This is a genomic window from Lacrimispora sp. YZC11, assembly GCF_057543815.1.
The window spans coordinates 317,254-342,787 of the sequence record NZ_BAAJYQ010000020.1 but is presented as its reverse complement, the minus strand read 5'-3'; the positions used below and the strand labels follow the sequence as shown (position 1 = coordinate 342,787).

Below are 25,534 nucleotides of genomic sequence, written 5' to 3'. Positions count from 1 at the left end.
TCAACACCAAAATCCTTCGGCTTTCTTTGTCACAGTATCATAAGGTTTATCTATCTTTAGGGGCAAATCACTATGTATCTTATTTATGTATCTTATTATGGTTAAACTTCAGATTATACTTCCTGTCACGTCACCTAAGGCTCTCAGCTATGAACCGGCAGGTCCTGTCTCCCGTGGACCAGCAATCAATCTCTCTGACGCTGAACTGCGATCCACTGTAGACTTCCAGAATCCCTGCAATAAAACCCTCATCATAATCACATACCGTTTTTCCGGTAATAGGAAGTCCGGAACAATCCAGATCCTCTGAAACGGTCAGAGTAAATGAAAGGAGATCCATATCCACTCTTTCAAGACGCAGTATACCGATTTTCAGCTCCTTCAGCTTATTCGTTAAGTTAGCTATGAAGAAATCAAAGTCACCCGATAAATCCAGTACATTTTTTGCCAGTTCCTTGCCGGCCAGGTGCCCGGCAGTCCAATACAGGCGGCTGGCAGTCTCCTCGTCGTATTCGCGGGCCAAAACATCCTTTAAGGTATATTGCAGCAGACGGTAAACGAGCACCGGCACATCAGATCCTAAATGCTTTCTTCCCTCATCAATGTTTCCAAGGCATTCCCAGGTGAACTGGGACGGTTTGCTTTCATGATGCATAAAAACTCCTCCTTAAAATGTCTACTAAAAAATGCTTACCAGCAATCTCCCAAATATGCACCAGACTTACGAGCCGATAATATCACGAAGCCACACTGGTTCTTCACAGGCGTCTTGGGTATAAGATACATAGCTATTTACCAGCCTGCAACAGGTATGGTGACCCAAACAATTCATGTGAGAAATGTATACTTTATTTTATAATACAACAATTTTTTTATAATCATAATCAATATGCTTTAAATCGCCTTTTTGATGTCCTCAATAAAATGTTTGAATAAGGATTGCCATACAATAAAAAGAAACCCATTTTTAACTTAAGTTAAAAATGGGTTTCTTTTGTTAAAGCGGGTGATGGGAATCGAACCCACGTATCTAGCTTGGAAGGCTAGTGTTCTACCATTGAACTACACCCGCAAGGAATTTCTGCAAATATTTCAAAGGTGCTTTGAAAAGCACAATGCCCAAAGCCGGAATCGAACCAGCGACACGAGGATTTTCAGTCCTCTGCTCTACCAACTGAGCTATCTGGGCACAATCACTTGCGACACGGATAATTCTACAAGATTTCTTACCTCTTGTCAAGACAAGTTTTCTAAATTATGTCAAAAAAACATAATTCTCAATAAAATCTCACTCATCTTTCCATTCTCAAAACCAGAACGTACGTTTCCAAGATTTGCAGATCAAAACATATCACATGCCTGCTCAAGACTTACACACTTTGAATATCTCACATTCCACATTTTTTCATTATAATATTTGTATGACTGCTCCGCGGTCATATACTCATTATCAACAGTTGTATTGCAATAAGCCGGAACTATCATTTCAAATCCATGTTCAAAACCACACTTTATCGTTGCATCCAAACAATAATCGGTTTGTAAACCTGCAATCATAATGGTATTTTCGTTTTTAGAGCGTAAATATTCAGATAAACCCGTATCCCTAAACGCACTGTTAAAATGTTTATCAAATATTCTCTCGTCATTCATTGGCGAAAACTGCTCAAATATTTCAAATCCCTTTACACCCTTGGTCAGCTCAAAACCATCATCGTGACGTACATAAATAATCTCTACGCCATTGTTTCTTGCTAAGCGCAGTAATTGTTTTAGGTTATTGACAAATGTTTCATATTGAAAAAGTTCATCTGTGACAATCATATCCTGTGTATCCACTACCAACAGTACCATTTTAATGCCTCCTGATCTTATATATTGAACATAAGATAAACTTCCTGTAGGTTTGTAATCATTCGCCTGCAGAAGTGATTGCACATAATCTGCAATAATTTAGATAAGGCTGTTTACTCGATTGTTTTCCAAAGCAGTTGTCCGTGTTCGAAAATTACTGCAATCCGCCCCGTATCCTTTAGCCAGGAAAGATAGGAACGAACGGTACTGCCAACAAGCACATATTGCTCAAAGTTCATATCCAGGCCATAATCAATGAAAAGCTGCTGTAAAACCTTTTCAAAGATAATCGGATTCTTACAAATATCAAGTATCTTTTCTGCTATTTCATAAACCTTGTCAATGTTAATCTGAGCCAGTGGGGCGATGTTGTCCGTCACTTCTGCGTGGGCAGGTACAAAAACCTTTGCTTTTAGGGTCTTCACCATCTCCAGGGTTTCAAGGTAAGCAGATACATCATAGATAAACCCGATTTGATATTTTTCCAGCGTCTCTTTGCTTGATAAGCAGTCTGCCAAATAAACAACGTCATCCATATCTCTATAACCCACCATATCAAAGAAATGGCCGGGAAGATGAATGACACTCATGCCCTTTGGAAGAACATCATCAGTAAGATATTCTGCGCTGCTCTCCTGCGCCATTAAGAATTTGTGCCGCAAGTCCTTTGGAGGGAACCCGCCATACAAAAAAGACGGTTCAAGAAGCGTATGATTTGTAAAGTCACATTCAATACCTGGAGCATAAATTTTGCATCCGGTTTGATTCTGCAAATACTTATTACCGCCGATATGGTCGGCATTTGAATGAGTAATATATATTGCTGTCAGCCGCCAGCCATTGGCATCCAGTATCTGCCTGACTTTTCGCCCTGCATCCTTATCACTCCCACTGTCAATAAGGCATACATCCAGATCATTAAGCTTAACAATGCCAATCTTTGCCGGACTTTGAACGTAATAGCAATTTGTACTAACCTGATTTAACTCATACATTTGTGAAACCTCCAATCAGTAAAAATCCATATATTGTGGATATATAAGTTTGCTTCGTATCAGCTTTTATATATTAAAAAATTATACCAGATTTCTCACCATACTTTCCACACATTTTTATAAACTAGTGGATGGCTGCCCATTTCCTATGCTGTTATCTCCTGCCTTTGTATTCTCAGGAGAAAGGCTTTATCCCCTGCCAGCCATGTCGCTATGGCCGGCACTTGCATCTCAGGCAATAAAAGCTATATGATTATAATAAGAAATAATCCTGGTCACAGAAAAGGAAGAGTCGGGTCCTCCCGGACTGGTTTTGCTTTCCGCTGTGTGATCCTGTCTCCTTCTTCCACCTTTCCGCAAAGCAGAGGGCTATGCACATCATATAAAGTACTCTTTCTCTTCACCGCCTCCACGCTGTCATTGGCATAGCAATACCTGCACCCGGACAGGCAGGTGTCATAGGTTCCCACTTCAACGCTTTCCAGGCATCCGCATTCCATTCTTTGGTTTTTATCCTTCCTCCGGCATACAGGACCGCCAATTAAATGTTCCGCCATAACGGGATCAATGCAGCTTCCCCGGGAAACTCCTACAGAGCTTAAGTTTGTTTTTTCCGCACACGCTTCTATCCTGAGTCCGTAGGTCCCAGCGATCCCAGCCAGCCTTCCAGCCAGCTTCTTCATCCCTTCCTCATTCATTTCTTCTACCGGGATTCCCTTCATGTTACGCTCTGTTTTCCCATACTTGTCCAGAAAGCTGATCACTACTTTATCCGTCAAACCGCATACGCCTCTGGCGATTTCCTCAAAGGCCCGCAAATGGTATTCCTCCCGGTACCGGCCGTTAAGGAATATGGGATCATACCGCCAGACCATACGGTCCTTTCCTACTTGTTCTGCCGTATTCCGGAAAACATCGGTCAAACGTCTTTTATCCGGCAGGCCAGGTTCAATATCTTTCCCATATCCAGTCAGCGTGAATTGGATATAAAAAGGAATGTCCCCCAGCTCCCGGATCCGTTTCATCATTGGTTCCGGGTTTTTCGTCCAGAATACTATAAGCTCCACCTGCTCCGGGGAAAGGTCGATCCTGCTGATCTGATGACTGTTCATGGGATTTTTTACGTAAAGGTACCCCTCCATTAACCTGTCAAAAAACCAATCCGGATAAAATTGTGGAATATCGGTCCTCCTGCTGACACTGAGTATCATCTCATCTTACTCCTGTCTCTTCTTAGTAAAGCCATTATAAGCCAACAATGCGCCCTCTTCAACGGCTTTAAACCATATTTTTTTAATTTTCAAAAAATGAGCCGCTCAGGACGGTACATACGCCTTCCTAAATATTCACAAATTCATGAAAGAGCAGGAGAACTTTTTAATCAGTATAGATACGGGAAGAATAGACTGGTAGCGTTAATAAAATCATGGTAACCGTATGGAAAAAGTTGGCATAATGTTTCTGCTATCATATGGGAATTCTGATAAATGAAATGAAGCAGCTTTATATCAGCGCCCGCAATGATACCCATTTTTAATATGAGATAAAAAAGAAGAATTCTTGATTGGAGGATCCCCATGAAAAACGAGCCTGTATTTTTAACCGACAAAAACCATAACGTCATTCTGGAAGCCATCTCCGGAGCTCCCAATGCTGCACTTCCGGACAGCTTGAAGCCTTTTGAAATATTGGAACCTAATACCTCGGACGGAGCCGCAGAAAAGCATGTCCCGGTCATTGAAACAGAAGGAAACCATGTGACCGTAAAGGTAGGCAGCACGTTCCATCCCATGACCGAGGATCACAGTATTACCTGGGTCTGCTTACAGACAACGGCAGGAAGCATCATGAGGGTAAGCTTAAGCCCGGACTGTGAACCGGTGGCACAATTTACACTGGAGGACGGCGATTCTCCAAAGGCCGCTTTCGCCTACTGTAATCTTCATGGGTTCTGGAAAACAAAGGCGTAACGAAAAAACTCCCCAAAGTCCACGGTATCCTAGAGACAATTTAAGAAAAACAAACCAGATACGAAATAATCCCTGAGCAAATGAACAAGCTCAGGGATTATTATATTTGACACACATTTTATTATGATCGTCATCCCAGCGGATCGGATTCACAGAGCATATTTCTGCTTGCAGTCTTCTTCATCAGCCGAACAGACAAAACACATACCAGAATGGTGAGCAAGTCCGCAGCGGGCTGTGCAAAATAGATTCCTGTCACGCCAAACAGTCTGGGAAGCACTAAAATTGTCCCTATGACACCGCAGAGAGCCGGGATTGGCCTTTTTTAATTTTCTTTTTCTTCATGGGAAACAGATTCCTCAAACAGTTTGAACTTGGCGACCTCCTGCCTCAAAGCCTGTGCCTGTGCTGCCAGTTCTTCACTGGAAGCCGAGCTTTCCTCCGCTGCTGCTGCATTGGACTGCACCACGGCAGATACCTGGGAGAGTCCTTCCAGGATCTGTTCCATAGCCTTGGCCTGTTCCAGAGAAGCTGACTCAATCTCTTCCATCACCTGTTCTACAAGAATAGATTTATCTGCGATCTCTTTTAGGATTCCTGCCGTCTCATCCGTCCGTTTCTTTCCCTCTGATACCGCCTTTACCGTATTCTCGATCAGTCGGGCAGTCTGTTTTGCCGCATCAGCGGACTTGGCTGACAGGTTCCGCACTTCTCCTGCAACTACCGCAAATCCTTGGCCCGCACTTCCTGCCCGGGCCGCCTCAACAGCGGCGTTTAAAGCCAGAATGTTGGTCTGAAATGCGATGTCCTCAATCATCTTCGTGATGCCGGATATCTTCTCAGAAGACAGGCTTACCTCTTCCATCGCTGAATGAAGGCTCTGCATGTGCCGGTTGCCTGCGCTGACTCTTGTTGCGGATTGCTTTACATAGTCGGAAGCCTTCCGTACATGATCCGAATTATCTTCTGTCATTTCCGAAATATTTACAATGGAAGCATTCAGTACCTCTACCGTTTCCGCCTGCATGGCTGCTCCGGAGGCAAGCGCCTGGGAGGCACAGGAAACCTGTCCTGCTCCAGAATTAACCTCCTCTGCAGAGGAACGGATGTTTATTATGGTATCATTTAAACGGGAAGCAATCATTTCCATGGAACTGCGTATTCCGTTAAATTCACCTGGATATTCACAATTACTTTGAACCGTAAGGTTCCCACAGGAAACCTCCTGTAAAAACCCGGAGATATCATAAATGATATCTCTGTATTTCCCCGCCATTTCATTTACCTTTTCCCCGATCCCCCCTATTTCATCTTGGCGTTTCATATGCAGTTCAATGCTTAAATCTCCGGCGGATAACTGATCAATGGAATTAACCACCTGTCCGATTGGCTTCGTGATCCGGTCCGTAATCCGAAGCATTATTAAAACCGCAAGTATCAGAGAAACAGCTCCCAAAATGACAGCGTTTAACATGGAGGTTAGAACACCGGACATAAATTCCGATTCCGAAGCGGTCACATTCACCGACCATCCATTAGTATTTTTCACAGGAGTATAAGAACCAAATCTATTTTCTCCGTTCCAATGGTAGAATCCAAAGCCGGTTTCACCGTTTACCATAGCTGATTCCAGTTTAGCAATCTCACCATAGGCGGATCGATTAGTTTTTACAGCCTCAGCGTCATTTTGCCTGGATAATACCAGAGAAAAATCATCATGGGCCACTTTCGTGCCATCCTTGTTTAAAATATAGGTACTTCCGGTATCTCCAAGTTTTGTATCCTCGATCATCTCCTGGAAAACAGAATAAGGGAATTCAATTATGATGACAAGGTCATCATAGGGGTATGCATATTCAAAGGATGCGGAATCCTTATGAATCATTGGGTCGGATAAAAAAGGAGTTCCGTTCTTTGCCTGGAGGTATGCATTGTCCTGTTCATAGGATTTTCCATTGACAACAGAAGTCCCGTCGGAGGAAATGATATCGATGTTATTAAGGCCGTACTGGGAACAAGAGATCCGCAGAAATATACTGATATTGCCCTCTCTCTGCACATTTCCCTTCATATAAAGGGCGATTGACTCGGATATTATGGAATACTCTTCCAGCTTCTGGGCTATTTTTTCAGAAACCAGTTCCGAAGTTTCCTTTAAGCTCTTGGCCAGCGACTTGCGGGTCGTATTATAAGTCAGATAAATGGAGCCTATGGACAATACAAATACAATACAGATGATACATCCAATTGTGAATGTTACCATTTCCTTTTTTATTCCCTTGTATTTCCTTTTCATATTATGTTATCCTCCGATATCCATTTTCCCCTCTGTCATTACAATTTACAGCGGTCTAATGCGTATATCGGCAAATATTCAGATAACTATATGAATTTTACTAAAGTTTTACATTTATTTAAACAACTTTTTACAAACCAAGCAAAGAATACCCTATAAAATGAAGCCATGCCCTTTATAAAGCTGGTGACTCCCTTTCTGCGCCAGGCGCAAAAAGGGGCATCAGAATTAATATTGGATACTTATCATACAATGACCTTCTATTTTATCTAACCGGAAGGAAATATATTGTCCGTCTCTTACGAAAGGAACGGCTGCTTCTCCCGGGACCAAGGCAACGGCTGCCGGCTGCTTATTACCTGTATATATTTTAAATTCCACACCATACAGGGGGATAACATCTTCTACCGTACAGATATCCTCAGATCGTTTTTCTGTAATGTAATGAAGGATATGAAGAATATCCCGTTTCTCTTGTTCCTGATGATTTAAGGTTGTTATCATAGTGGAGGGTCCGTTATGGCTCACTAATTTATGTTCCAGGCATAACGCAACCGCATCCTTTAGCATTAGCTTGCACCATTTGGCGGCATTTTTCCGGTACAGCTTAAAGATGGGATGTGCAAAATAAATCACATTTCCATTTCGGACCACCTCCGGATATCCAACCTTCCCGGAAGAAGGTGCATGCTGGTGAGAGCAGAAGGTTTTTCCGGAACGGTCGAAATAAGGTTCTATTTTATCCATTAAAACCTCCCCGCCGTTTGCCTCCACGTTATGACCTCTTAAGTACATGACGTACTCTTCTTTATATAAATCTCTTCCAATGATCTGATTCGGCATCACAAATTCCCTGTAATACGGAGATTCCTCTTTCCATGTAATACCGTATATATTATCTTTCCTGTATTTATTAAGGCAGGAATCATAAGAACCGATTACTTTACCGCCATTGGCAATATAGTTCTTCATCACTTTTTCCAGCTCTTCATTGTAATAAATACAATCCGGTAAAATAATTAACTGATAGGAATCCATGGTCGTCTTGCTGTCAATAACATCAAACTGAAAAGAAAGCTCCTGAAGCATTCGAACTGCTCCGATTAAAGAAGGAGAAATTCCCAGGTTATATTCTCCCTCAGGATAGAATTCTTCCGGTGTAAGGACTGCGATCTCCGCAACCGGCTTCGCCTCCCTGCAGTAAGGTTCTTTTTCCCTGACACTCTTATATACCTTTCCAATCAGGTCATAAGCTCCTTCCGATAGCCGGCCTCCTGGATGAAGCTGGTCTCCGATGGAACAGCCTGCCCCCATAGCCAGCATGTGAAAACATTCCAGCTCCAGGGCCGCCTGATTCTTCAGGGAATGGAAATCCCCCCAGTAGGTATGGAATTTTCCGGTCATTCCTATCATGTCCATTCCCAGGGTTCGTGCATATCGGCTGGTAGCGGGAAAATGGTCATAGCCCCAGCCTCCGCTTGGTAAGGATTCCAATTCCAGATGGCTGTACTCTTTAAAATTATCCTTAGATGCCGGACCTACATGGGAGCTGTTATAGAAAACAGAGGCCTCAGGAACTCTCTCTTTAATAACCGCTGTAATTTCCGTTTTAAATTCCTCTAACATTTGCAGAGAATACTTTAATCTTACTGCCTTTTTTCTGCTGTCCAGATGAATTTCCTCCATTTTCTTTTTACAATGGTCACAACAGCAATCTACCTGAAATAAAATATCCATAAAGAATCCGTCAATGCTCTCCACTCCCACCACATCCATTATATCATGGAGATGCTCTATAAAGAATTTACGATAACCACTGTTTAAACAAATTGTATGATAAAAATGAGGTTCTTCCACATTCTGGGTATTGATATAATTCCCCTGCTCGTCTACGGAGAGCCATTCCGGATGTTCCCGAATTATACGGCCGTCCCATTGTACCGTGGTATAAATCGGCACTTTGATTCCCCTGTCATGACAGGCCTTTATCTGGTCTAATAACAGATTATGATTGGTAAGGCCGGGATGGATGAGGTCTGCGTGTTTTCTGGATGGATAATACAGCCAGCCATGATGACATCTTGCAAAGCAGGTAATGGAATCCACATTGGCTTTTTCAAGTCTCTTGGCAAACTCCTCCCCATTAAAATCTGTACCAACCTCTGGTATGTATTCACTGGTGTGAAAATCCAGATGAACCTGTCTGAATCTTAAATCGCCCATTGCTTATCCTCCTGATCTGAACATTGTTTATTCTTTTACAGCCCCTGCTGCCAGTCCGCCCTCTACTTTTTCCTGGAATAACAGGTAAAGAATCAGTGGCAATGCAACCGTAATTACGATAGCTGCCATTAATGGACCGTAATCACTTCCTCTTTCACCGTTAAAATTCAGCAACCCCAGGGAAATAGGCTTCAATTTTTTATCGTTGATAAACAACAGCGGGAATAAAATATTATTCCAGGACGATAAAAAATTAAAGATTGAAATAGTAGATAATGCAGGAATACAAAGTGGGAGTATCACCAGCCTGTATACCTGGAAATACGTTGCACCATCGATTACTGCCGCTTCCTCCAGAGAACGATTGACGCCTTTCATAAAATTAGTCATTACAAGAATACTAAAAGGAAGACTAAAGGATACGTAGATTAGAATCAGGGCCAGTATATTATTTTTTAAGTTCAAGGCACCTATGATATAAGCAACAGGCACCAATACCGTATGCATGGGAACCATCATTCCTACGGTAAAGAATAAAAGCAGAAACTTATTCCCTTTAAAATCGAACCTGGATAAAACATATGCCGCCATGGAAGCCATAATTGCCAATATAATAACAGTAGCGCCGGCCTGCAGGATACTGTTGATAAAATACCGGCTCATATTGGCTTCTTTCCAGGCTACGATATAATTGACAAACTGCGGTACCTTGGGCAGCGCAAATGGGTCTGAAAAGATTTCAAGCTTTGTTTTCACAGAGGATAATAAGGTAAAAACCATCGGCATGGCAAATACCACTGTCATTACCAGCAGATATAAGTACATGATGACTTTACCAAGCTTGCTCTTTGATTCTGTTATTTTCATAGCTTTCCTCCCTTAATCTTGTTTACGGGACATTATAAAATTACTTCCTAATGTTCCTGCCAGGCAGGCAATCAGAATAATAATGCCTATAGCGCTCCCAAGTCCATAATGGCTGTATTTAAATGTCTCATTGTACATTAAAGTTGTAGGAAGATTCGTCAGACCGTTTGGACCTCCGCCGGTCATTGCAAATACCAGATCAAAAACTTTCACAGAGCCGATAATATCCATTAAAATGCACATGGAAATTGTAGATTTTAACATAGGAACCGTGATCTCAAAGAACTTATGAACGGCAGATGCTCCGTCAATAGAGGCTGCCTCATATAGCTCATCTGAAATTGTCGTAAGTCCTGCGAGGAGAATGACCATATAGTAGCCGATACCAGCCCATATATTAACAAATACAATGGTATTCATTGCAGTTGCAGGATCCACCAGCCAGGGAACTACCCGGTCGGCCAGACCGATGTTCTTTAACAAAGCATTGAGAGAACCGGTGGGCATGAACACAAAGTACCACATCAAACCAACGGAAGTTAACGGAAAAACCGTAGGCACAAAAAATAGAGCTTTAAATGCCCGGTACCCTTTACATTTGGTATTAATTGCAACTGCCGTTAATAAAGCAATGGGCGTATGGAATAATACGCTGAAGAATACCATTTTCACCATATTTTTAATGGAAAGTAAAAAGTCCGCGTTATGAAATGCATTGATATAATTTTTAAGTCCAACAAATTTAAGAGCCGCACCCGAGATACCATTCCACTCAACCAGTGAAAAGTAAAACGCCAGAATTAAAGGTACAATTTGAAATAAAAGATATACGATCAATGCCGGCAGCAAAAACAGTGCTATGTACACTTTTACTTTTCTGTTTTTTAATGTTATCAATGAAATTCCTCCTTATAATGAAAAGGAATTTCATAATTCAATATCAAATATAGTTAGAAATATCTACATATATTTAGAAATGAATTCTGAAATTCCAGATCATTTATTTTGCATTATCAATCTCAGCCTGGATTACTGATGCTGCATCCTGGGCAGAGGCCCCTGTAAATAAGCTTACAATTGAATTTCTTGTTCTATCCTGCATGGAAGTCAAAGGATCAAAGTCGAATACGTCAACACCGATGCCCTCAGAAGTTCCTCCAATCTCTACATTCTGGATAAATAAGTCGGTACATTTTGACTTATCCAAATCCAGATCGGTTCTTGGAATCAAGAAAGCCGCTTCTTCTGCAAATCTCTTAGCTGCTTCTTTACCGGTTAGCATTTTTAATAATTCAATCGTCAAGTCTAATTCTTTTCCTTCTAATTTACCGCTTACCATGTAAGGACTCAGGATCTGCATATCCTGATTTTTGAATTCAGGTTTTTCTTCAAAATAGGGAAACTTTGCAACCTTAATATTATCTGACACAGGAGTGGCTGATTTATCTGTAAATGTACTGATGTTCCAAGGTCCGGTAATCACCATTGCAGCTTCCCCCTGCTGAAATTGAGTTAAAGCAATATTATCTGTGATACCTGCAGCACTTGGATCAAAGGCACCTGCATCAATTAAATCTTTTTCAAACTGTAATGTCTTTACGACGCCCTCATCCGTCCACTTCATCTCTCTGTTTCCTAATAATTTTGCTGCTTCTGTTCCCATCCATTTGTAGAAGATCTGGTCATGTAAATGACCCGCCATATAAGTTGACTGGGCTCCCATAGCAATTGGGATAATTCCGTTTTCTTTGAACTTTGCAATTGCATCTAACAGCTGTTCCCAGGTCTCGGGGAATTTTTCAATTCCTGCTTCCTTAAAAAGCATTTCATTATAATAAACACCAATCAGGCCGGATTCCATTGGAATTGCATAGGTGCCTTCATGTCCCGGTACCTGATAATAGGAAAGGGAACCCTCCGTAAAACCACTACTCCATTCTTTATCTGCATCAAGATATGGCTGAAGATTTAATAATAAGCCATTATCGATATAGTCGGAAAGATTTGCAACACCTTGGATTCGGAAGATGTTAGCCATGGTTCCGGAAGCAATATCAGTCGTCAGGATATTATTAAATGCCGATTCATCACCCTGGGAGTCGTCAATAATGGTCACTTCTGGATGTTTACTTTTAAATTCATTCAAGATATCGTTATAAATGCCTACTTGAGTTGAGGTTCCAGCCATTCTTGTTAAAAGTCTGATTGTAACCTTTTCATCATCTGACTCCTTGCTTTTGCTGTCTGTTTTAGACCCGCAGGCAGTCAGCATAGAAAAACTCAGTATGCCTGCCAATGAAAGAGCCATCACTTTTTTTATTTTCATAATTTTGTTTCCTCCTTATTATTTCAGATATTCTTCCTCTTCACAATCCTATTATAGGAAAATAGCACCATACAATGAATGGTCATTTTATAGTTTTTATGTATATTTTACATGTCACTTTTCAAAATCAGCCTTTTATTGGTTTATTTACACAAATTCAATATGGACACAGCCAATAAAACGTACTAATATTACTGTTATATTTAAGTCTTCCATGAAACCAAGACAACGCATTGCATACAGAAGGGAATCCATATGAAGGCTCAAAAAATAACTTCTATTAATTCGAGATTTTTCCGGTCTATGTTTCAGACACTGCTGTTATTCATTATAATATTATTGATCAGTACTTCTGTCGTATTTTATAAACATACTCTGGCATTAGAGACTAATTCTGCTGTCAGGCAGCTGGATTATATTTCCAATCAGTTAGATTATTATCTCGCATCTGTTAATAACTATTCCAAAACCATTATAACGGATAAGAGCGTACAGGCCATTGTATCTAAATTTAATAACAATAACAAGGAGTTTAATGCCATCGACCAGATGAATCTGAAAACCGAGATCAATCATATCATCCAGTCTACTCCCTTTATTCATTCTGTCAGTATCTACTCACCGGAACATGCGCTGATTGCTACCACGGAAATATATCCCTATCCATTAAATTTTCGGGATACTTCTGCTTCAGACCGGAAAATCTGGATACCAGAGATAAAATACTCCAATAAGGAGCGTGACACAGAGATACATGTCCTGTCTCTCATGCTGCCGTTTTACAGCAGCTCCACAGGTACCATGCTTGGGTATGTGGAAATCGCCATTCCCGAAAGTACTATTTCAGATATCTATAAAGATAATGTAAGTAACTTCAGCAGGCTTTTTATTGTAGACTCAGATGGCAATGTACAAAGCTCAGATGGTTCCATTCCATTAATGAGGCGCTATGAGAATATTAAGAAGCTTAACCACATCAACAGGAGCAATTACAAGCTGACTATGAGCACGATTATTTTTTCCGAACATTTTCCTGAGCTGAACTGGTATCTCGTCAACGAAATCAATCTGCTCTATTTTTTACAACCAACCTTTACCACCTTGGGAATATCCATTATTATGGCCCTGCTCTGCATTATTGCCTGTCTTAATGTCTCCCGTAAAGTATCCCGTACAATTACCTCTCCGATCTACCAGCTGATCTCTCATACCCAGAGGGTAAAGGAGGGGGAATGGATTCCATTCAATGAGTCTTATAACGATAGTGATATCGGTCTTCTATTCGAGGAATTCAACAGCATGATTATTGCGCAGAAAAAGTTAAAGAATGATTTACTGAATTCAGAAAAAATGAAGAATAAAGTAGCCCTGGACCTGCTTCAGCAGCAGGTAAACCCACATTTTTTATATAATACTCTGGACAATATCTGTTCTCTTGCAGAATTAGATGAAAAGGAGACTCTCATTGACCTGGTCATGAATCTTTCTGCGTTTTACCGTCAGGGGCTAAGCAACGGTCATACCCACATTACGGTTAAGGAGGAACTGGCGATTACAGAAGCATATCTAAGAATCATGAGAGTAAGATACTTTAACAGGTTTGACTTTCATATCAACTGTGATTCCAGAATATCAGGCTATCCCTGCCTCAAGCTCTTATTGCAGCCCATCGTGGAAAACAGTATCTATCACGGAATCAAAGAGCTGAATGGAAAAGGTCAATTAGATATTCTTGTAACTGAAACTCCTGATTCCATTTTATTCACCATCCGGGATAACGGAATCGGAATCAGGGAAGAGAATTATGAAAGCATATGGACTACAGGTAATACTCATTTTGGCATCAAAAATATTCACCAGAGAATCCAACTCTATTACGGCAGCGAATATGGGCTTACCATTGCCAATCACCCTCAGGGCGGCTGTATCTCTACCATAACCATTGGAAAAAAGGAGGTATCCACTGATGCCACTTAATATTATAATTGCTGATGACGAGTACTTTATCAGACAGCGAATTATCAAAATCATTCCACGGGAAGAACTAGCCATTCATTATATAGGGGAAGCCGAAAACGGATTAGAAGTTCTTGAGTTATTAAAAAAGCATCCGGTTGACCTTATCCTGCTGGATATAAAAATGCCCCGTATGAATGGAATTGAAGTGGCGGAATCTGTATACAGGAATTACCCTTCCACCAAAATTATTCTATTATCTGGCTATAATGACTTTGAATATGCACGCTCTGCCATGCGGTTCGGTGTTATGGATTATCTGTTAAAGCCTGTAGACGCTTCTACCTTAACCGCTGTTTTAAAGGATACCAAAGAAAAAATAGAATTGTTAAAAAAACAACAGAAACAAATTCAAAAGTATTATCACTTTGAAAAATGCACGTTCCTATCCAATGTATTAAATGGTTGTCAAAGCATTGAACAATTAACTGCCAGATATCCCGAGGTATCAGCTTATGATTACACCCTTTATTTAGGTGCTTTTATCTATGAAGAAAATGAAGACTTTATTTCAGAACTGGTAGCTAAGATCCGCCGTCATGGACTGGACTGTGAATATTTTAAGGAATTGGATTATGCCTACACCATACAATTTTTCCTTCATAAGAAAGAGGAAAGGCAGCAGTTAAAAGAAGCTTTGGAAAACGATATGCCAGAAAGCCGTTCCTACACATTTTTAGTGCTTGGAGACTGTATCCCATTGACAGAATCCTGGCTGCCTGATTATAAAAAAAATCTTCACGCCCTCAACCACCGGTATTTTAATCCTGAATCAAAGCTTATCCTGACAGAAGAACTTACCTGGGAAAATAAATCCGCTGATTTATCTAAAGTAAGACAAACGATTCTATATTATTTAAACAGCAAGGATCCAAAGGGGCTGGAAGCTTATATCCAAAGCCTGTTTCAGCCAGTAGAAGAAACACACGATGTGAAGTACCTATACTTAATCGTTACGGAATTTTTTACTACTTATCATATCCATTATAGCGGCCAGGTAGAATTCAGCCACAATCCGGCTGAATCTGCCTCCCAGATCATTGATGAAGAATATCGGCTGAACCAGGTTAAAAGTACCATTCTTGCATTTGGGCGGTTATGCATGACTGAAAATGTAACCATCCCTTCCGACCTCTCCTTAAGCAATAAAATCATTGCATATATTGATGAACATTATTCCGATCCAGAATTAACCGTAACACGGCTTGCGAACTTATTTCAATTAAACCCTTCCTATTTGGGCAGTGTCTTTAAAAAAGTAAATAATGAATCCCTGCTTCAGTATATCACCATGATACGTATGGAAGCATCTAAGATATTATTGGAATCCAATCAATATAAGATATCGGATATTGCGGAACTGGTAGGATATACAGATGCTTTTTATTACAGCAAACGTTTTAAAAAAATGTTTGGATATTCTCCGAAGGATCATTTGCTGCGTAAAAAATAAAATAATGATCAAAACAAAATCTTGGACTAAGCGAAACCTTAAACTTTTGGTTTTTTGCTTAGTCCAATTATCTTTATGTACCCGGGGCAGCATCCTCACAATCGTGCATACACCGAAAAATATTCAGTGCAAGTTCAACAAATGTTCAGCACAAGTTCAGCAAATAATCAGCTGCCAAACATTGGTAATTCAAATAAGTGATTTATGATATAGACAGAAAAAAGAAAGGAGAGAAAAATCCATACCTGTTGTCACGTCAAACGTATAAAAATGAAAGGATGTTAATGATGAAAAAAATCGCTGTTGTCGCTTCTACAGTAATGGCCGTAGGCTTATTAGCAGCATCGGGAGTCACCGCATTCGCTGCAAACACAAATACAACGAGTACATTGAAAACAAACGTTTCTGCTGTTACAACCAGCTTAGAGAAAACCAAATTATCATTTGAAGAAATCGAATCACAGATGAAAGAAAAATTAGCACAATTCCTTGCAGACGGCAAAATCACACAGGAGCAGTATGATCAGGCTATGAGTGATATTGCCGAGGGTAAAATGCCCGAAATGTTCGACAGAGGCCGAGGCGGATGCGGTGAAAATGACAGTACCGAATTGACCGAAGAGCAGAAAGCGGAAATGCAATCAAAGATGAAGGAAAGATTCGCACAACTCCTTGCTGACGGCAAAATCACGCAGGAGCAGTATGACCAGGCTATGAGTGATCTTGCCGAGGGCAAAACTCCTGAAATGCCCGGAAGAGACAGAGACGAGTCCGGCGAAAAGAACAGGCCTGAAATGACCGAGGAACAAAAAGCGGAAATGCAATCAAAGATGAAGGAAAAATTAGCACAGCTGCTTGCTGATGGCAACATCACACAAGAGCAGTATGACCAGGCTTTGAATGATATTGCCGAGGGCAAGAATCCCGAGATTTCCGGTATTGGCCGAGGTGGATTTCATGGCAATAAAACAGAAGACAATACGGAGATTTAGTAAGATGTAAAATCAAACAGGGCGCAATATATTGTGCTCTGTTTTTTCATGTACATCAGATGATTTAATATAGTTTGTCATCGCTATGGTTGGGGACAAAAAGTTCAGATAAAGTTCAGACAGGCGACAAGTGAAATTCAGTCAAACGCTATAAGATATTACTCATCAGTAGTTAGGAGGTGAGAACATGGATGAAAAAGGAAGGCACGAACATAAATTGAATATCAATTATGCTGACTATATGCAGTTATCGTCTAGGCTAAGACACATTGCAAAATTTGACGAGAATGCATTGGATGATGGTTCCTATATAATCAGGAGCCTGTATTTCGACAATTACGCGGACAAAGCAGTGGTCGAAAAGCTGTCCGGGGCCAGCAGACGAGAAAAATTCAGAATCCGGTTTTATAACGATGACCCTTCATTTATCAGGCTTGAAAAAAAGAGCAAAGCAAACAGGTTATGTTACAAAAAAAACGCACCAATAACCGTAGAGCAATGCGAAGGTATACTGGCCGGAAATTGGGGATTATTGAAAGAAAGCGGTCAGGAATTGCTGATGGAACTATATACAAAAATGCACTATCAGAACTTGCGGCCTCGAACGATTGTGGACTATAAAAGAGAAACTTATGTCTATCATGCCGGTAATGTCCGTATAACATTTGACAGTAACATCCGAACTTCAAACAATGTAAGCGGCTTATTTAACCCGGAGCTTGTTACAATTCCGGCAGCAAGCGCCATAGTGCTTGAAATAAAATATGATGGTTTTATCCCTGAAATCATTCGTCAGCTGGTTCGGGTAGACAGCAGGAACGAGACTGAATTTTCCAAATATGTAGTATCAAGACTTATATAAATAAAAAGGAGTGTTAATTATGTTAGATCAACTGTTGAATTTCACCTTCCTCAATAAGGCTGCTTCATTTTCCATAACGGATATTATAGCTGCTTTAGGTATTTCATTTGTGATTGGTTTGTTTATTTTCATGGTATATAAAAAGACCTACATAGGTGTCATGTACTCCTCATCTTTCGGTATTACCCTGATTGCAATGGACTTAATCACAACGCTTGTTATATTGGCAGTATCTTCAAACCTAATTACGTCGCTGGGTATGGTGGGCGCACTATCCATTGTCCGTTTCCGTACGGTTGTAAAGGAACCGCTTGACCTCGTATATCTGTTCTGGTCCATTACCACAGGTATCATTGTCGGCGCAGGTTTAATTCCCCTTGCCGTAATAGGTTCCATTGCTATAGGTCTCGTCCTGTTTGTGTTTGTCAACAGGAAATCTGCAGATACTCCTTATGTAGTGGTAATAAACTGCGATGATGAGAATGCCGAAACCCAATCAACATCAATGCTTAAAAACCATACGAAAAAGCATCTTGTCAAATCCAAGAACGTGTCAAGAAACGGCATTGAGCTGACTGTTGAGGTTCGCCTCAAAGATTCCTCAGTGAAATTCGTTAATGATCTGCTTAATATAAACGGTGTTTCAAATGCAGTCCTTGTTAGCTATAATGGCGATTATTATATGTAATGAGAAAAATACAGATGGGAGGTGAAGGCAATGATAACCAGCAAACATATAGCAAAAATCACGGCACTGCTTGTTTGCTTGTCGCTGTTCGCCTGTGTCATGATCGTTTATGCCGCCGGAGTGAATCAAAATAAAAAGGTGATGGACTACGAATCAAAGCTGTTTGGGGATGAGATCCTTACGATAGATATACGTGTCGATGAAAATGAGTGGCAGGAAATGCTTGACAACGCCATAGAAAAAGAATACATTTCAGCGGATTTAGTCATAAACGGCGAATTATTTAATACAGTCGGTATACGCACAAAAGGCAATTCAAGCTTGTCACAGGTAGTCAGTATGGACGACAGTGACCGTTATAGCATTAATTTTAAATTTAATTATTATGTGAAAGGGCAGACATGTTATGGGCTGGACAACTTTTGCATTAACAACCTATTGGGTGATACCACCTATATGAAAGATTATCTGTCATACGACATTATGAAATATATAGGTGTGGAAACACCGCTTATGAATTATGCCAGCGTAACAGTTAATGGAGAAGATTTCGGCTTCTGCCTGGCATTGGAACGGTACGAAAAATCTTTTCTTGACAGGGTTTATGATACATCCGGCGGACAGCTCTACAGCGTCAAAACCACAATGGGTCAAGGCGAAAACTTCGTGGAAAATGATGCCGGACAAAATGGAGCTGCACCAAATAATCAAGAAAACCCAGAAAGCAGCACTAATGGACAGCAGGACGCCGGCGGGCAAAGCCGGCAAGGTAATCAGGGGCAGCCGGATAGCGATGATGCTGGTGCCCAACTGGAACAACCGGATAACCAAAACGGCGGTATGGGTGGTTTTCCAATGGGTGGTATGGGCGGACGCGGCGGCGGAGACCTTGTTTATGTTGATGATAATATAAGCAGTTATAGTTCAATATTTAACAATGCCCAATTTCTTAAGAACTCCGATAAAGACAAACAGCGTGTTATTACCGCAATAAAAAACTTAAATGAAGGAACAAATCTGGAGCAGTATTTTGATGTGGACGAAATTCTTCGCTATCTGGCAGCACATACGGTGGTTGTAAATCTTGACAGCTATACATCTGGTATGGCGCAAAATTATTACATTTATGAACGCGATGGAAAAATTACTGTTTTGCCTTGGGATTACGGTCTTGCCTTTGGCGGATTCCAGAGTGATAGCGCCAGTGACGTTGTAAACTTCCCCATCGACACACCAGTCAGCGGTGTAAGCATGGAAGACCGCCCCCTCATTAATAAATTGCTTGAAGTTCCGGAATATAAGGATAAATATCATGAATACCTGCGACAGATCGTGGATGGTTATTTTGTAAGCGGTGTTTTTGCGGAAACTGTAATGGATTTAGACGCAAAAATCAATAACTATGTTAAAAACGATGTTTCCGCCTTTGCCACATACGAAGAATATGAAGCATCTCTTCCGGTCTTTATTGAACTGGGAACCCTTCGTGCTCAGAGTATTGACGGGCAGCTTAACGGAACCATTCCTTCAACGACAGATGGACAAAATTCAGAGAAGGATGCGTTAATTGATGCTTCCGGTATTAATCTGTCCGCATTGGGCAGTATGATGGGCGGAGGCAACCGGGGTGAAGGAGACCGGGGTGAAGGCGGCTTCGGTGGTATGGGAGGTATGGATCGGGAGCTTATCCAGAAAGCCATGCCTATCTTGCAGGAAAATGGCGGGGTGATAAGTGATGAGGTTAAAAAACAGCTTTTGGAATTGGGCTTGACAGAAGAACAAATTACGCAGGCGGCGGAAATGACAAACAGGATGCCCGGCGGGAACGCAGCTAACCAGCAAAGTAAGGCTGCCTCCGCAAACACATTAGATCCAACATATGCGGTGAGTGTATTTGTATCACTTATACTTCTAACCGGAGCAATCATATTCATAATGAGAGCCAAAAAAACTTACTGATAAAATACAAACGGCTGAAGGCAATCCTTCAGCCCCTTGTACTGGCTACTCATTTGCTTTCATGCTATAATTATGGATAACAAGGTGGTGAAACTATGGCAAAAATATTGGTTTGTGACGATGAAAGCGGACTTAGAACCGTACTTAAAAGATATGCGGTCTTTGAAGGACATGAGGTTGTTGAAGCAGCTGACGGAATGGAAGCTGTTGAGGCCTGCCGCAAGGAATCCTTTGACATCATTATAATGGATATTATGATGCCGGAACTGGATGGCTTTTCAGCGGTAAAAGAAATCAGAAAAACATTAGATACTCCCGTTATTATGCTATCAGCACGGGGGGAGGAATATGACAAGGTTTTAGGGTTTGAGGTTGGCATTGACGATTATGTAGTTAAGCCTTTTTCTTCTAAGGAGATCATGATGCGTGTAAATGCTATCCTGCGCAGAACACAGAAAAACGCGGCTGCAAGTGATAATGACAATGGACATGTCATATTCCGAAAAGAGGGATTTGAAGCAGATTTGACCGCCTATAAGGTTTCAATTGACGGCATTCTTGCAAATCTTGCCCCAAAAGAATATGATCTGCTATTCTTCTTGATTCGAAATAAAAACATCGCTGTTCCACGCGAAAAAATTCTCACAGAAGTATGGGGATTTGATTATTACGGCGATGACCGGACGCTGGATACACACATGAAGTTACTGAGAAAATCCTTAGGCCCTTATGCAAAGTTTATTACTACTTTACGGGGATTAGGTTATCGGTTCGAGGGCTAGCATATGAAAAAATCACAGCGGTTAATGTGGAAAATCTTTATCTTTTTACTTGGTTTCTGCGCGTTGCTTCTTGTTGTTTTATGGCTGTTTGAAACAGTATTTCTAAGTAAAATGTATGAAAATATTCGAAGAAAAGAAATAAACAACGCGATTGCTTTGATAGAAAAAAATATTGACAATCCCAATCTCAATCAAATTATAATGCAGCTTGCCGACGATTCGGAAATACTTGTGACTCCGTCACATGATTTCATACCGCCAAACAGGCCAAATCCCGATAACAGGCCAAACCCTGATAACAGACCTCAAATGCGGCAGGCAATAACCGAAATAAGAAATTTTGTCACGTCTGATGGCAGAACCGTCTCGCTTACTTTTTATGCAATTATATCTCCTGTCAACGCAACGATTTCTACGATAAAAGTTCAGTTGTATTATGTTACTGGCATTATGTTTGTTTTATCCATTGTTCTGGCATTTATCATTGCAAAAACCGTTTCGAAACCGATTGAAAAACTGAATAAGAGCGCAAAAATTCTGGCAACTGGAAACTATGATATTCATTTTTCAGGTAAGGGCTACAGAGAAATCCATGAATTATCGGATACATTGAATCATTCTGCTTCGGAACTTTCAAAGGTGGAACGGTTAAGGCGCGAACTTATGGCTAATATCTCCCATGATTTGAGAACTCCTCTTGCTCTAATATATAGCCATGCTGAAATGATGCATGATTTCCCTGATGAAATCACTTCGGAAGAAACACAGACGATCATGGATGAAACCCAGCGGCTTTCCTCTTTAGTAAATGATATTCTTGATGTCTCCCGATTGGAAACCGGCACAATGGAGCTAAACACGGCAGTCTATAATATTACTGAAAGCATTGATAAAACCGTTAGCAGAATTGCCGACTTGGTTAAAAAAGAAAATTACAGCCTTGTTTTCGAACATGACGAGGAGGTCTTCGTAAATGCGGATGAAGTTAAAATAACACAGGCAATCTATAATTTGCTGACGAACGCAATTCATTACAGCACAAACGATTTGACTATTATCATTCGGCAAAAAATCATAAACGAACTGGTCAGAATTGAAGTGGAAGATCATGGTGAGGGCATTGGCAAGGATAATCTGTCTTACATTTGGGACAGATATTATAAAATTGATAAAAGGCATAAACGTGCGATCACAGGAACCGGTCTTGGACTGTCTATTGTAAAAAAAATTGTTGAGCTGCACCAAGGCAGCTACGGAGTGGATTCGCAAGTAGGTAAAGGCAGTGTGTTCTGGTTTCAGATACCAGGAATTAATAAGGTCCAGCCAAAAGAAGAACAATCAAGTTAACACAGTTAAAACGCCTGACGAACTCAAGGTTTCGTCAGGCGTTATATCGTTGTGAATCCACACCCCCTATAGGTACAGCGGTTACGCTTCCAGCTTTTTCTTTAACAATAAATTTTTCCCTGATATCCCTGGCTCTGTCATTTGAACCGGATCTAATATATGGTCCAGTTCTTCTTCGCCTATAAGTTTCTCCTGGAGAATCAGAGTTCTTACGGGTTTGCCGCTTAACATGGCTTTCTTAGCAATATCTGCCGCCTTTTGGTACCCAACATGCGGGCAAATCGCTGTGATGATTCCGACACTGTTATCTACCAGGAAACGGCATCTTGCTTCGTTAGCCGTAATGCCAGATACGCAGTTATCTACAAATGTCTGTACGGCATAGGCAAGAGTGTCAATGGACTGGAACATGCAATAAAAAATGATAGGTTCAAATGCATTTAATTCCAATTGTCCGGCTTCTACGGCCATGGTGATGGTTACATCATTCCCAATGATGTTAAAGGCAACCTGATTCACAACTTCAGGAATCACCGGATTTACTTTTCCAGGCATGATGGATGAGCCATTTTGCTTAGCAGGAAGGTTGATTTCATGAAAGCCTGTTCTTGGTCCGGATGACATCAGGCGAAGATCATTGGCAATTTTAGACAATGTCACGGCGCAGGCCTTGACAGCACCTGATACGGCAACAAAAGAATCAAGATTTTGTGTCGCATCTATCAAATCTGCAGCCTGCACTAATTCCATATTTGACACCTTCGCTAAATTAGGCACAATACGTTTCAAATAATTTACATCAGCATTGATACCTGTCCCTATGGCTGTTCCACCCATATTCAAAGTACACATTTCTTCCATGGCTTTGTCAATGCGGCGAAGGTCACGCATAATTGCTGTTGAATAAGCCTTAAATTCCTGACCCAATCGAATGGGGACTGCATCCTGCATCTGGGTGCGTCCCATCTTCAGGACATGGTCAAATTCGTCAGCTTTTTCACAAAATGCCTGATGCAGCCGGAGAAGTTCTATTTTCAGTTTTTTAAGAAGCCTTAAAGAAGTCATTTTCCCCGCGCTTGGAACGACATCATTTGTGGACTGTCCACAGTTTACATGATCATTCGGATTTACAATGGAATAATCGCCCTTTTGTCCGCCAAGAAGCTCAATCGCACGGTTTGCTATCACTTCGTTGGCGTTCATATTCAGAGAAGTTCCTGCTCCGCCCTGAATCGGATCAACGATGAAGTCTTTGCGGAATTGTCCAGCCAGAATTTCATCACATGCCTGAATAATCGCTTCTGCAGTTTTTCTGTCCAGAAGACCGATCTCAAGGTTCGTTATGGCTGCTGCTTTCTTTATGTAAGCAAGGCTGTTAATGATTTCAGGGTGAATGTTGAGACCGGTGATATGAAAGTTTTCTGCCGCGCGCATCGATTGTACGCCGTAATACACATTACCCGGCACATCTTTCATTCCTATGGAATCCTTTTCGACTCTGTAATCTATGTTATTTATGCTATCCAATGACTAATCCTCCGTAATCGGTAAAATACCGTTTTGTATTGTATTTATTATAAAATTTATTTATAATATAATCAAATACGTATATTTGTATAATTGGTATAACTCTAAAGTTATAACTTGAAGCAGAGGAGGTTTATAGTGTTTAAGGGGATGGATTATGTATACCTGGTATACAAAGAACAAAGTTTTTCCAAAGCAGCAAAAAAGCTTTTTATTTCGCAGCCTTCGCTGAGCGCTACAATAAAAAGAATCGAGCTTAAAATTGGATATCCGATCTTTGATAGAAGTACAAAGCCTTTGACTCTAACAGAGTGCGGAAAAAAATATATTAAATCCGTGGAGGAAATGCTCTTTATTGAGAGTGAGTTTTACAATTTTGTAAATGACTGGGGAGATTTAAAAATAGGAGAGCTGATTTTAGGAGGAAGCAGCCTTTTTTCTTCATGGGTACTGCCCCCTTTAATGGGCGAATTTACAAAACGTTTTCCAATGGTTAAGGTAGAGTTGATTGAAGAGAGCACAGCGGAGTTGGCATCGTATCTTCAAAACGGCAGAATTGATTTGATGATTGATAATTGTTCTCTGGACAAAGGGATATTTGATAACAGTATTTACAAGGAAGAACATTTGCTTCTGGCTGTACCGAAAACCTTTGAAATTAACCGAAAAGCAGAGCAGTACCAGGTTCCGGTGCAGCTGATTCTTGACGGCTCCTTTTTGGAAGAAATGATTAAGCCAGTACCGCTGAAACTATTCGAAAAGGAACCATTTATAATGCTGAAGCCTGAGAACGATACAAGGAAGCGTGCTATGGAAATTCTTCAGGATCATGGCATTACTCCAAATATTGTATTTGAACTTGACCAGCAGCTTACCTCTTACAATATAACTTGTTCAGGAATGGGTATATCCTTTATCAGTGACACACTGATTGCACAGGTTCTTTCTCATCCAAATGTTGTTTATTATAAGATCAAAAGTGAAATTTGCCATCGGAACTTATATTTCTATTGGAAGACGGGGCGGCGTTTCACCCGGGCAATGGAGGAATTTTTGAAAATTGCAGGGAGCAGAAAAAGCTGATATACCTGTTTTCTATATCAAGACAACAAGAGACCTTGTACTCCATATCAGAGTACAAGGTCTCTTTCTTATCATGCCGGCGACCGGAATCGAACCGGTACGGGCGATTAAGCCCGCAGGATTTTAAGTCCTGTGCGTCTGCCTGTTCCGCCACGCCGGCATTCTCATATACCGTTTCAGTTCTCTGCAACGGTACTGACTGGGTGGAGAAGGATTCGAACCTTCGAAGTCGTCGACAACAGATTTACAGTCTGCCCCCTTTGGCCGCTCGGGAACCCACCCATGCTTTTTATT

The 25,534-nt window shown here is 40.9% G+C and carries 20 protein-coding genes and 4 tRNA genes; 10 read left to right on the top strand and 14 right to left on the bottom strand.

What is annotated here, in order from left to right; translation table 11 throughout:
- Positions 1 to 130: 130 nt before the first annotated feature.
- The 6 genes from AC27IJ_RS23050 to AC27IJ_RS23025 all read right to left on the bottom strand — a co-directional run bounded on the left by AC27IJ_RS23050 (position 131) and on the right by AC27IJ_RS23025 (position 4,060).
- Positions 131 to 655, bottom strand: a complete 525-nt coding sequence (locus tag AC27IJ_RS23050) for a V4R domain-containing protein (protein WP_312441031.1) — start codon at positions 653 to 655, stop codon at positions 131 to 133.
- Between the two features lie 346 nt (positions 656 to 1,001).
- Positions 1,002 to 1,072: transfer RNA gene (locus AC27IJ_RS23045), tRNA-Gly, on the bottom strand.
- A gap of 44 nt (positions 1,073 to 1,116) precedes the next feature.
- A tRNA-Phe gene (locus tag AC27IJ_RS23040) sits at positions 1,117 to 1,189 on the bottom strand.
- Between the two features lie 152 nt (positions 1,190 to 1,341).
- On the bottom strand, positions 1,342 to 1,854 hold the full coding sequence (locus AC27IJ_RS23035; protein ID WP_312441030.1) for a cysteine hydrolase family protein: 513 nt from the start codon (positions 1,852 to 1,854) through the stop codon (positions 1,342 to 1,344).
- Between the two features lie 113 nt (positions 1,855 to 1,967).
- Positions 1,968 to 2,849: an MBL fold metallo-hydrolase gene (locus tag AC27IJ_RS23030; RefSeq protein ID WP_312441029.1), complete on the bottom strand. Its 882-nt coding sequence runs from the start codon at positions 2,847 to 2,849 to the stop codon at positions 1,968 to 1,970.
- Between the two features lie 275 nt (positions 2,850 to 3,124).
- Entirely contained in the window at positions 3,125 to 4,060 is a 936-nt protein-coding gene (locus tag AC27IJ_RS23025) for a DUF1848 domain-containing protein (RefSeq protein WP_487150963.1), read from the bottom strand.
- A gap of 366 nt (positions 4,061 to 4,426) precedes the next feature.
- Here AC27IJ_RS23025 and AC27IJ_RS23020 point away from each other — a divergent pair, with 366 nt between their 5' ends.
- Entirely contained in the window at positions 4,427 to 4,819 is a 393-nt protein-coding gene (locus AC27IJ_RS23020) for a desulfoferrodoxin family protein (RefSeq protein ID WP_487150961.1), read from the top strand.
- Between the two features lie 325 nt (positions 4,820 to 5,144).
- On the opposite strand, the gene AC27IJ_RS23015 is transcribed toward AC27IJ_RS23020, so the two are convergent.
- From AC27IJ_RS23015 to AC27IJ_RS22995, 5 genes are all read right to left on the bottom strand, one after another.
- Complete coding sequence (locus tag AC27IJ_RS23015; RefSeq protein WP_487150959.1) at positions 5,145 to 7,115, bottom strand: methyl-accepting chemotaxis protein; 1,971 nt, start codon at positions 7,113 to 7,115, stop codon at positions 5,145 to 5,147.
- Between the two features lie 228 nt (positions 7,116 to 7,343).
- A complete protein-coding gene (locus tag AC27IJ_RS23010; protein WP_487150957.1) occupies positions 7,344 to 9,338 on the bottom strand; it encodes an alpha-amylase family protein in 1,995 nt (664 codons plus the stop codon).
- A 27-nt stretch (positions 9,339 to 9,365) separates the two neighbouring features.
- Positions 9,366 to 10,205 (bottom strand): carbohydrate ABC transporter permease, encoded by an 840-nt coding sequence (locus tag AC27IJ_RS23005; protein ID WP_487150955.1) that lies wholly within the window; start codon positions 10,203 to 10,205, stop codon positions 9,366 to 9,368.
- Between the two features lie 12 nt (positions 10,206 to 10,217).
- Complete coding sequence (locus AC27IJ_RS23000; protein WP_487150953.1) at positions 10,218 to 11,102, bottom strand: carbohydrate ABC transporter permease; 885 nt, start codon at positions 11,100 to 11,102, stop codon at positions 10,218 to 10,220.
- Positions 11,103 to 11,205: 103 nt separating this feature from the next.
- Entirely contained in the window at positions 11,206 to 12,531 is a 1,326-nt protein-coding gene (locus AC27IJ_RS22995; protein WP_487150951.1) for an ABC transporter substrate-binding protein, read from the bottom strand.
- A gap of 255 nt (positions 12,532 to 12,786) precedes the next feature.
- Here AC27IJ_RS22995 and AC27IJ_RS22990 point away from each other — a divergent pair, with 255 nt between their 5' ends.
- The 8 genes from AC27IJ_RS22990 (at position 12,787) to AC27IJ_RS22955 (ending at position 22,630) form a co-directional block, all read left to right on the top strand.
- The gene (locus tag AC27IJ_RS22990; protein ID WP_487150949.1) at positions 12,787 to 14,508 is read left to right on the top strand and encodes a sensor histidine kinase; all 1,722 of its coding nucleotides are present in this window, start codon (positions 12,787 to 12,789) and stop codon (positions 14,506 to 14,508) included.
- Positions 14,498 to 16,000: a response regulator gene (locus AC27IJ_RS22985; protein ID WP_487150947.1), complete on the top strand. Its 1,503-nt coding sequence runs from the start codon at positions 14,498 to 14,500 to the stop codon at positions 15,998 to 16,000. The genes AC27IJ_RS22990 and AC27IJ_RS22985 overlap by 11 nt, the downstream gene beginning before the upstream one ends.
- A gap of 287 nt (positions 16,001 to 16,287) precedes the next feature.
- Entirely contained in the window at positions 16,288 to 16,992 is a 705-nt protein-coding gene (locus AC27IJ_RS22980; protein WP_312502737.1) for an SHOCT domain-containing protein, read from the top strand.
- Positions 16,993 to 17,179: 187 nt separating this feature from the next.
- Complete coding sequence (locus AC27IJ_RS22975; protein ID WP_313152617.1) at positions 17,180 to 17,854, top strand: polyphosphate polymerase domain-containing protein; 675 nt, start codon at positions 17,180 to 17,182, stop codon at positions 17,852 to 17,854.
- A 19-nt stretch (positions 17,855 to 17,873) separates the two neighbouring features.
- Positions 17,874 to 18,542, top strand: coding sequence for a DUF4956 domain-containing protein (locus tag AC27IJ_RS22970; RefSeq protein WP_487150945.1), 669 nt, complete (start codon positions 17,874 to 17,876; stop codon positions 18,540 to 18,542).
- Positions 18,543 to 18,572: 30 nt separating this feature from the next.
- On the top strand, positions 18,573 to 20,501 hold the full coding sequence (locus AC27IJ_RS22965) for a CotH kinase family protein (RefSeq protein ID WP_487150943.1): 1,929 nt from the start codon (positions 18,573 to 18,575) through the stop codon (positions 20,499 to 20,501).
- Between the two features lie 95 nt (positions 20,502 to 20,596).
- Positions 20,597 to 21,283, top strand: coding sequence for a response regulator transcription factor (locus tag AC27IJ_RS22960; RefSeq protein ID WP_312441015.1), 687 nt, complete (start codon positions 20,597 to 20,599; stop codon positions 21,281 to 21,283).
- Positions 21,284 to 21,286: 3 nt separating this feature from the next.
- Complete coding sequence (locus AC27IJ_RS22955) at positions 21,287 to 22,630, top strand: sensor histidine kinase (RefSeq protein WP_312502745.1); 1,344 nt, start codon at positions 21,287 to 21,289, stop codon at positions 22,628 to 22,630.
- Positions 22,631 to 22,711: 81 nt separating this feature from the next.
- On the opposite strand, the gene AC27IJ_RS22950 is transcribed toward AC27IJ_RS22955, so the two are convergent.
- Positions 22,712 to 24,148, bottom strand: coding sequence for an aspartate ammonia-lyase (locus AC27IJ_RS22950; RefSeq protein WP_312441420.1), 1,437 nt, complete (start codon positions 24,146 to 24,148; stop codon positions 22,712 to 22,714).
- A 147-nt stretch (positions 24,149 to 24,295) separates the two neighbouring features.
- On the opposite strand from AC27IJ_RS22950, the gene AC27IJ_RS22945 reads away from it, so the two are divergent.
- Positions 24,296 to 25,240 (top strand): LysR substrate-binding domain-containing protein, encoded by a 945-nt coding sequence (locus AC27IJ_RS22945; RefSeq protein WP_487150940.1) that lies wholly within the window; start codon positions 24,296 to 24,298, stop codon positions 25,238 to 25,240.
- A gap of 74 nt (positions 25,241 to 25,314) precedes the next feature.
- On the opposite strand, the gene AC27IJ_RS22940 is transcribed toward AC27IJ_RS22945, so the two are convergent.
- Together AC27IJ_RS22940 and AC27IJ_RS22935 are read right to left on the bottom strand one after the other, a co-directional pair.
- Positions 25,315 to 25,400: transfer RNA gene (locus AC27IJ_RS22940), tRNA-Leu, on the bottom strand.
- 40 nt (positions 25,401 to 25,440) lie between these two features.
- Positions 25,441 to 25,522 (bottom strand) — tRNA-Tyr (locus AC27IJ_RS22935).
- Positions 25,523 to 25,534: the final 12 nt, after the last annotated feature.